Consider the following 8,171-nt stretch of genomic DNA (forward strand, 5'->3'; position numbering starts at 1 on the left):
CGCAGCGTGGTTTGAATGTGCTGGTGTCCCAGCCGTTTACGGATGGTGGCCAGACTCACGCCCCCATTGACCAGCTCTGTCGCGTGGCTGTGCCGGAGCTGATGCAAGGTGCAGCGGACTTCCGCCTGAGCCGCGTACCCCTGCCAGCGGGCCTGCACACTCTGGTAGCGCAGTGGACCCGCCCGTTCTTGGTGACCTGGAACAGCGGTCCATGCGTGAAGGCCAGCGTCTTCAGGTAGCGCCGCAGCCGCGCCACCAGGGCCGGATCGTCCAGCAGCACCGTCCGTCTGCGCCCACCCTTACCCAGCACGGTCAGGTGTTCGTCGCCCCGAGTCAGGTCCAGGTCACTCCAGTGCAACCCCAACGCCTCGCCGATCCGCGGTCCGGGCGCGTAAACCATCCGGAACAGCAGGACGTCGCGGCCCTATGCCGGAGAATGACCGAAGATACGCTCGATTTCCTCCCGGCGCAGCCAGCCCTCCGGGGTGGGGTGGGGGCAGGAATCCAAGGTGCAGATCACCCTTACTGACGTGATTGACGTTGGACAAGCATCGTTCTCATTTATCAACGCTGAACATTCGGCCCCTACAGTCTGCGGTGGAATGCCTCCGCCCAGGCGGGAAAAGCACCCAGCGGAATGATGAACTTCAGAGCGCATCACCGCACTCCGGCACCACGCCGGACAAGGAACCCAGAATGGACATGACGACGATGATTCCCGCATGGCTGACGCCCCTGGCATGGACCTACGTCCTCGCCTCTGTGCTGACGGCCGCATTCCTCACGTATACCGTCGCCGCCCGGCGGCCGCGCTCAGCGCTTGACTGGGTCTGGCCCCTGAGTGCCCTGTTCCTCGGACCGGCGGCCCTCGCGCCGTATGCCCGCTGGGGCCGGGCGCCCGGCAGCACACCACGGTCGGCAGGGGCACCGTTCGCTGTGGCGCTGCTGTCCGGGGCCGCCGCGTCCACCATCGCCCACCTGATCGGCGTGCCCGTGGTCTTCGGAGCCGGTTGGACGATTGCCGGCCAGGCATTGTGGGCGGTGGCGCTCTTCATCCTGATCCTGGCCACTGCTCTGCTGTTTCTGGCGGAGTACGCCACCTCCGCAGGCCACCGATCAAGCGTTCTGGCCAGCCCGTCTGCCGGTACTCTCCTTCTGGCCACCTTTGTGACTGTTCTGGCCTTCGATGTTGGCATGGTCGGCTGGATGCTGTACCTGCACACCAATCAGCTCATGGCACCGATCACCGATGTGGTGTTCGTGTTTCAGATGCAAATTGGCATGATCCTGGGCATGCTGACCGCCGCGCCCGTCGTCGCGTGGTTTACTTCCCGCCGGACGCTGGCGGTGGCGGTGCACGAGATGGCCCCAACCACAGGCCGCTGATCGTCCCCGTGCTCGCGTCGGTCCTGGCTGTATCAAGGGTTGTGCGACCTAAAGCATTTGTCGAAATAGTTGTCAGGTAGAGCGAAGCCGAGGCTTATCCAAGAGCGTCTCCAAACACTCCAGCTTCACTCAGGACGGTGCATCTTTTCTGTCAGATGCTCTAGGCGCGTCGGATGCTGTGGCCAGCGGCAAGTCCACCGTGAGGGTGGTCCCCACGCCTGGTGTGCTCGAGATCCGGATCTCGCCTGCCATCGCCTCGATGAGGTGCCGTGAGACCGTGAGGCCGATCCCTGCCCCCACACTCTCCTCCGCGTCGCGGGCCCGGGACTGGTCAGAGCGGTAAAACCGCTCGAACACGTGTGGCAGGTCATTTGGGGCAATGCCTTCCCCCGTGTCCTGCACCTCCACGCACCCGAACTGTCCGTCTCTCTTCACCCGCACGGTCACGCCCCCCTGATGCGTGTGTCTCAGGGCGTTGGCCAGTAAGTTGACCAGGACCTGGGTGAGCCGGTCCGGATCTGCGAGCACCTGAACCTCGCGCCGCACGTCGAGGGTCAGGGTGAGGCCCGCGCTGGAAAAGGGCCGTTCGAACTGCGCACAGGCCCCACGGGCAAGTTCCGCGAGCGGTACAGGGCGCGGCGTCACGGGAATCACGCCCGCTTCCGCCTGCGTGACAAGCGACAGGTCCTGCGTGAGCCGCTCCAACCGCCGAACTTCACGGATGATGTCTGGTCCCGCCTCCTCAATGCGGAACACCCCGTCCAGCAGCCCTTCCGTGAGCCCGCGCATGCCGGTCAGGGGCGTACGCAACTCGTGCGCGACCGTGCCGATCAGTTCCCGCCGCCGCACTTCCGTCGCTTCCAGCGCTTCGGCCATGCGGTTAAAGCTGTTCGTCAGTTCGCCAAGTTCGTCCCGGCCCAGTTCCGGCAGCCGCTCAGCGTAATGTCCGGCCGCGATACGCGTGCTGGCGTGGCTCACGCGTTGCACCGACCGCAGGATCTGGCGGCTGACGAGGGCGCTCACCGCCAACGCCACCAGCAGGGTCACGAAACTCGCCACCGCGAGGGCGCTTCCAAACGCGCCCGTGAAGCCCTCGGACAGTTGACGGCGCATCTCCGGAATGTCCTGCATGCCGAACATCTGCACCATCTGCTCGGTGTGCGAGCGGTAAAAGAACGGCGCGGTCCATTCCGCGATCACGGTCATCGTCATGGCGGACAGGGCGATCACGGCGAGGTATGAGAGCAGCAGCTTTGCCCGCAGGCCGAGTCCGGCACTGCCGCCGGGTTTACTTGAGCCGGCCAAAGCGGTACCCCACCCCCCGGACAGCGTGAAGAAACTGCGGCGCCTGCCCAGACTCTCCCAGGTGCCTGCGCAGGCTGACCATGTGCACGTCCACCACCCGGTCAACTCCGGGAAAGTCCTCACCCCACACCCGCTGAATCAGCTCATTGCGGGTGAAGACCCGCCCGGGCGCCCGGGCGAGTTCGTGCAACAGATCGAACTCCAGGGCACTCAGGTCAAGCGCCTGCCCGGCGAGACTGGCCGCGCGGGTCACTGGATCCACCCGCAGGCCCTCGTAGAGGACTGGGAGCGGAGCCGCCTCCCCCGACGTGCGGCGCAGGATCGCTTTCACCCGGGCCACCAGTTCACGCGGGCTGAACGGCTTGACCACGTAGTCGTCGGCACCGAGTTCCAGGCCAAGCACCCGGTCGAACTCCTCCCCGCGGGCCGTGAGCAGGATGATGGGCACGTTGGTGGTTGCCCGGAGACGTTTGCAGACATCCAGGCCGTTCACCTTCGGCAGCATGACGTCAAGCACGATGAGCGCCAGACCGCCCGCTTCAGCCTGAAGCAGGCCGTCGAGACCGTCCGCCGCCGTCTGCACCTGAAAACCTTCACGCTCCAGGTATGCGGCGACAACCTTGCGCACGCTCGGCTCGTCATCCACCACCAACACTGTCGTCATGCTGCGTCCAGTATGCCGGGAGATGACTGATCAAGGGATGTCGTCAGGACTGCATACTGATTCACTGACACTTCTGGCCATTGACTCCGGCGTGCCGGCCACCGCCGTGAAGATCCTGTTGCTTTTGCAGGCTCCTGTAATGAACATGGCTCCCCCAGCGCCAGCCACCGGGTGCTCATTGGTGCCAGGTGCTTCCCCCGTCGTCCGAGCGGTACACCGTACCGCTGGTGCCGGCGGCGTACAGCCGTGCCTCGTCCTGTGGGTCCGCCGTCACCAGCAGCGCGCCTTCCGGCAGGTTCAGGTTCGTCCAGCTCGCGCCCTTGTCCTCCGAGCGGGCCACACCTTCCGGGCCGGCGATGTACACGTTGCCGCTCATGGGATGAACGTCCAGGCCGGCAGCGGCTGCCGGCGGCGCGGCTGCGGCACGCTGCCATGCTGTACCGTCATCCGAGACGATCAGCCTGGCGTCCATCATGAGGGCGTACAGGCGTGGGGTGTCGCCTGGTCCTGCGGCGAGGGCCATCGCACTGGGGGTTGCGGCGGACACGAACTGCCAGTTCTGGCCATCGGCGGTGCGGTACAGGCCCCGCCCCGCGAGGTTGGCGTACCACACGCCGGGCTGGTCAGGCGACGCGGCGAAGCCGTGGATGTCGGTGCCTGGCAAATTCCCGAACCCCTGATCCTGCCAGGTGCGCCCACCGTCCTGGCTGACCTTCAGGACGTCATGCCCGGCCATCATCACGGTGTCAGGGAAGCGCGTAGACGAGGCGAGGGCCATGGCGTCCCCCGCGCCATCGGATAGTCCCCAGCTTTTCCCATTGTCAGCACTCACGGAGACGCCCGCGTGCTGCCCGTACAGCAGCCGCCCGTCAGGGAGAACCCGCAGGGCGTGGAAGTCCCCGGACAGGCGCGCCGTGGTTTCGCCCTGGTTTCCCTGCGTAAGCCACCACACGGCGCCGCCCAGCAGCGCCGTCGTCAGCAGCGCCGCCAGGACGAGCATCCGTCGCCCGGCCGGCGCGGTGTTCGTTGTCCTGGCCTTGGTCGTCATGTCACTTCCGCATGGCCGCCTGCACGGGGACAGGCGCCTGCTGTGGGGCCTGGTGCCCGTGAGGCATGACGCGCATCATCAGTAGCATGGAGAGCGGGCATGCGGCGGCCAGCAGGAAGGGCAGCGCGGCAGCGAACACACCGGGGGACGCGGCAAAGTACAAACCCGCAGCGACGATAGCGAGGCCGATGAGCACTTTCCAGTTCAGGCAAAACCTAAAGAGTTTCATGCCCTCAGAGTAGAGACCCTTTGTTCAACTTCGATAAACCCCCGCAGTAGTTGTGGCGAGTGGTTGGTGACCCTCCCCCTGTTTTCGGCGTCAACCTGCTGCAAATTTAGTGACACGTGAACCGCGAGGATCTGGCCACCCGGATCAGTGTTTGGGAGCAGGAGTGGAACCAGGGTCAGGTACGGATGGATTGGCAATTTCGAACCGAGGATGCTCGTATCAAGCTCAGACACCTCTATCTCCGTCACAAAGCCGTGAAATTTCCTTAGCCAGGTTCTGGTCAAGCCCCGAGTACCGGCAGGCGGGCGAGCTGGCGTTTGGGCTGCTGGCCTCGCCCGTGATGCTGATCCTGGTCCTGGCAGCGGACGCCATGAGTACCGCGCCCAGCACGAACTTCAGCGCTCCCGTCGGGACGTAGGCCAGCAGGGTCCCGAAGACCGAACCCAGCGCCATCGGCGCGACCATCCCAGTGAGACGCGCACTCCCCTGACGCTGCGTTCAAAACTGCGCGCCGATCTTCCGGGCGTTCAAACGCAAGCTGTCACGGGTGAGTGGCCCCGACTGCTTGGCCTGCACGATGCCCTGTGCATCAATAAAAAAAGTCTCCGGCACGCCCGCAACCCCAAAATCAATGGCAGTTCGGGATTGGGGGTCCAGGACACTGGGATAGGGGATGGCAAATTCCTGCTCGAAGGCCCGCGCCGCCTCGGGCCGGTCCTGAAAGATCACGCCCACCACCCTGACATTCCGGGCTTTCTGGGCAAATTCCCGGAGTAGGGGGGCTTCCTCCCGGCAAGGAACGCACCAGGACGCCCAGAAATTGATCACGGCTGGGCCGCCACCCTGCTCGCCCAGGCTGAGGGACTGTCCGCTGAGGGTGACCAGCGTAAACGCTGGCACAGGCTTCCCGATCAGGGGGGAACTCGGCCCGGAGTTGGGCCTCAGCAGCGCGGCAGCCACACTGGCGGCCAGCACCGGTGGCAGCCACCGCTTCCAGGCCACGGACGTCCGGCGGTTAATCGGGGAATCGCTCGGGGGCACGGTTCTTGTACCGCTCAATGAAAGCGACGATTCTGGTTTCATCCACGCTGTCGAGGGTGTAGAGCCGCCGCCACGCTGTGACGGCCACCGGCACCTTCAACGCCTCGTTGGGGGCCACCACCGTCTTGTTGGGGAAGCGCCGCTGAATGCCGTCCAGCGCACCCTCTGTGCCTTGAAGGAGCGCTGGATTGTACTGGATGACGATGCCGCCGTGTTCCAGGTTGTGGATCAGGCGTTCCGGCTCCACCATGTACGCAAACGTTCCCCAGGGCTGCGGTTGTACGTAATGCCAACCACTGGTGGCCGGAAACGAGTTGTAGGCAGGATGTGCCGTCCCCACTGCGATGTGCTCCTGGCCCTGATTGGCGAAGGTCTGGCCCAGACCCCCGGTGTCCGCACCCGAACGTCCCCACCACGCGGCCCCCACCAGCAGCAGGGCCACAGCTCCCACCAGCGCGGCGGGCCACAGGTTGCGGCGCGGCGGCGCTGAATTGAACTTCACGTTGGCTGGTTTGCTCATCTTGGTCACCTCTCCACCGTAGACCCTTCGTGTTCAAGAGCTGTAAAAGCGTTGGTGACGCTCAGGGCGCACAATCCGGTGTTCTCGGCCCCGCGCTTTACCGTTGCTGAACACGCCACTGTCTCGGACAGTGGCGTGTTCAGGCTGGCTGGGGTATCTGGGTGACACTGGCGGCAGACCCGCACGAACATCACGGGCTCCACGACCTTCCTCCATCAGACGAGCGGTGGACCAAGCCGCTCTCGCCCACAGCGAAGCAGCCCCAGATTTGACCAGTCGGCCCCCTGACCTTTGGACCGGGCGACCCCAGCGGGACCAGCGAGGTAGATGTTGCCACTTGCTGGATGAACTACAGGCCGGTTGCCGCCGCTGCGCAGATTCCTGCCGCCTGATGGCGCAAGTTTGAGACCAGGTCAGAACGCCTGGAGGAACCCGCGTGCGACGCGGGTTCCTGCTTTTATCGAAGCTGAACACCGGGGCACTACCTTGACCTCGGCAACGTGAGTATCAGTTGCCTTCAGGGTGGAGCGCACGTAAGGAGTGACCGGAATGATGGGAATGATGGGATGTGGCGGTGGCATGATCCTGGGCTTGCTGCTGTGGGTGGCTGTCATCGTCGCCGTGGCGTACCTGCTGGTACGGCTCAACCGGGACGGACGCTACGAGGAAGGGCAGGACCGGGCTGGGCATTTGGCCCGCGAGCGCTTCGCACGCGGGGAGATCACCGCAGAGGAACTCGACGCCCTGGAGCGCAGGCTGCGGTCATAACGCGAACAGATGGAAGCTGGGCACGGATCATCTACCCGCTCTTCATGCTCCTGTCTCTGTTCGTCCCTGGATCAAGCATCTGGTATCAGCTTCACGTCGATGAAGAGCACCGCATCCGGCAAGAACGGATAGTTGGACCATCGTACTTCGTTCAGCTTGAAATCACTTTCTCCGATGCTCAGGAAGGTGAGCGGCCTTGACGAGTCGCCTGTACTCCTTCACCGATTCCCGTATTCCGTGGGTAGCGGGCCTCTCCATGCTGACTGCTGCGCTTCACGGGGGCGTGACCGGCGCGCACTTTACGGAATGGTTCCTGTATGGCCTGTTCTTCCTGGTAGCGACGGCCACGCAGTTCGTGTGGGGTGGCTTCCTGCTGCTCCGCTCCTTCGAGATGAAAGCGGCGCAAAGTGACCCTTTCCCTCGGGTGGGCAACAGCAGGATGGAAGTACCGTACTACTGGGCCGGAGTGATCGGGAACCTGCTGATCGCGGGGATGTATGTCGTCACCCGCACGGTCGGGATACCCTTTTTCGGCCCAGAAGCAGGCGAGATCGAGGGGTGGGACGCGTTCGGCCTGATCACCACTACCCTGGAGTTGCTATTAGTCACGTTGCTGCTGACGATCCTGACGGGCCACCGGGCTGGAAGGGGCTAACGGGGTGATGTTGCCTTAACTGGTCCAACGGCACGCAGAGAGCAGGGGTGGCCTGAGGTTCAGGGGCTCGATGAGCTGGCTGAGTATCTCATCCGATTGATGAACCCTTTTCGAGCGCTAGGAGCGATGAAAAGCGAGGTTTCCGCTACCGAATCGCGAGCTGACAAGCGGCACGGAATCAGTGGAAGAACCACAAAAGTGGGTCAATCCCACCTCCTGTATCTCTACACGGGCGCACATCCCAAACGGCGTGGGGCCAGACAGAAATGGGCAGGCAAAGTAGATTTTGTAAACTTCACCGGCTGGGTTGCCGTACCTGGCGATAGAAACGAGCGAATCTGGACGCGCGTGGTCTGGGGACCACGCTTTGAACGCTTCTTGAAAGTCGTGGTGATTGAGCGGTTGGATCGTCGTGGCCATGTCAAGGCCCATGTAGTGCTCTGCAGCACCGACACTGGTATGCCTGCTGATCAGATTCGGGCGCTGTACAGCGCCCGCTTTCAGTTGGAGTTTGTGTTCCGCGATGCCAAACAGCACGCTGGACTGACCACTTGT

General features: G+C 63.9%; 10 protein-coding genes and 2 pseudogenes. 4 read left to right on the plus strand and 8 right to left on the minus strand.

Features of this window, described 5'->3' with window-relative positions:
* Positions 1 to 158 (minus strand): tyrosine-type recombinase/integrase (locus Q322_RS24860; protein WP_281173665.1); only part of this gene is annotated, 158 nt, incomplete at its 3' end.
* A 128-nt stretch (positions 159 to 286) separates the two neighbouring features.
* Positions 287 to 400, minus strand: a pseudogene (locus Q322_RS24865) (tyrosine-type recombinase/integrase); the annotation flags it as partial.
* 302 nt (positions 401 to 702) lie between these two features.
* Between Q322_RS24865 and Q322_RS0118820 the strand changes: the two are divergent.
* On the plus strand, positions 703 to 1,386 hold the full coding sequence (locus Q322_RS0118820; protein WP_245593321.1) for a DUF4396 domain-containing protein: 684 nt from the start codon (positions 703 to 705) through the stop codon (positions 1,384 to 1,386).
* Positions 1,387 to 1,515: 129 nt separating this feature from the next.
* On the opposite strand, the gene Q322_RS0118825 is transcribed toward Q322_RS0118820, so the two are convergent.
* The 6 genes from Q322_RS0118825 to Q322_RS22000 all read right to left on the minus strand — a co-directional run bounded on the left by Q322_RS0118825 (position 1,516) and on the right by Q322_RS22000 (position 6,193).
* The gene (locus tag Q322_RS0118825) at positions 1,516 to 2,616 is read right to left on the minus strand and encodes a sensor histidine kinase (protein WP_051668768.1); all 1,101 of its coding nucleotides are present in this window, start codon (positions 2,614 to 2,616) and stop codon (positions 1,516 to 1,518) included.
* Positions 2,617 to 2,674: 58 nt separating this feature from the next.
* Positions 2,675 to 3,355, minus strand: coding sequence for a response regulator transcription factor (locus Q322_RS0118830; RefSeq protein ID WP_029479406.1), 681 nt, complete (start codon positions 3,353 to 3,355; stop codon positions 2,675 to 2,677).
* A gap of 175 nt (positions 3,356 to 3,530) precedes the next feature.
* Positions 3,531 to 4,355: a WD40/YVTN/BNR-like repeat-containing protein gene (locus tag Q322_RS21995; protein WP_156953165.1), complete on the minus strand. Its 825-nt coding sequence runs from the start codon at positions 4,353 to 4,355 to the stop codon at positions 3,531 to 3,533.
* Between the two features lie 49 nt (positions 4,356 to 4,404).
* Complete coding sequence (locus Q322_RS0118840) at positions 4,405 to 4,632, minus strand: DUF2933 domain-containing protein (protein ID WP_029479408.1); 228 nt, start codon at positions 4,630 to 4,632, stop codon at positions 4,405 to 4,407.
* A 498-nt stretch (positions 4,633 to 5,130) separates the two neighbouring features.
* Entirely contained in the window at positions 5,131 to 5,634 is a 504-nt protein-coding gene (locus tag Q322_RS0118850; RefSeq protein ID WP_245593322.1) for a TlpA family protein disulfide reductase, read from the minus strand.
* Positions 5,635 to 5,647: 13 nt separating this feature from the next.
* The gene (locus Q322_RS22000) at positions 5,648 to 6,193 is read right to left on the minus strand and encodes a thioredoxin-like domain-containing protein (RefSeq protein WP_156953166.1); all 546 of its coding nucleotides are present in this window, start codon (positions 6,191 to 6,193) and stop codon (positions 5,648 to 5,650) included.
* Between the two features lie 579 nt (positions 6,194 to 6,772).
* Here Q322_RS22000 and Q322_RS0118860 point away from each other — a divergent pair.
* From Q322_RS0118860 to Q322_RS22810, 3 genes and pseudogenes are all read left to right on the plus strand, one after another.
* Positions 6,773 to 6,961, plus strand: coding sequence for an SHOCT domain-containing protein (locus tag Q322_RS0118860; protein ID WP_051668770.1), 189 nt, complete (start codon positions 6,773 to 6,775; stop codon positions 6,959 to 6,961).
* Positions 6,962 to 7,157: 196 nt separating this feature from the next.
* Positions 7,158 to 7,616 carry a hypothetical protein gene (locus Q322_RS0118865; protein WP_029479413.1) on the plus strand — a complete coding sequence of 153 codons (459 nt, stop codon included), beginning with the start codon at positions 7,158 to 7,160 and terminating at the stop codon, positions 7,614 to 7,616.
* Between the two features lie 126 nt (positions 7,617 to 7,742).
* Positions 7,743 to 8,171 (plus strand): annotated as a pseudogene (locus Q322_RS22810) (hypothetical protein); the annotation flags it as partial.

Source organism: Deinococcus frigens DSM 12807 (genome assembly GCF_000701425.1).
Taxonomy (GTDB): Bacteria; Deinococcota; Deinococci; order Deinococcales; family Deinococcaceae; genus Deinococcus; species Deinococcus frigens.

What these genes read in the sequence shown, in the direction of transcription:
- Q322_RS0118830 (WP_029479406.1), bottom strand. Translation starts at nt 3,355, where the DNA reads ATGACGACAGTGTTGGTGGTGGATGACGAGCCGAGCGTGCGCAAGGTT.
- Q322_RS22000 (WP_156953166.1), bottom strand. Translation starts at nt 6,193, where the DNA reads ATGAGCAAACCAGCCAACGTGAAGTTCAATTCAGCGCCGCCGCGCCGC.
- Q322_RS0118840 (WP_029479408.1), bottom strand. Translation starts at nt 4,632, where the DNA reads ATGAAACTCTTTAGGTTTTGCCTGAACTGGAAAGTGCTCATCGGCCTC.
- Q322_RS21995 (WP_156953165.1), bottom strand. Translation starts at nt 4,355, where the DNA reads ATGCTCGTCCTGGCGGCGCTGCTGACGACGGCGCTGCTGGGCGGCGCC.
- Q322_RS0118820 (WP_245593321.1), top strand. Translation starts at nt 703, where the DNA reads ATGACGACGATGATTCCCGCATGGCTGACGCCCCTGGCATGGACCTAC.
- Q322_RS0118860 (WP_051668770.1), top strand. Translation starts at nt 6,773, where the DNA reads ATGATCCTGGGCTTGCTGCTGTGGGTGGCTGTCATCGTCGCCGTGGCG.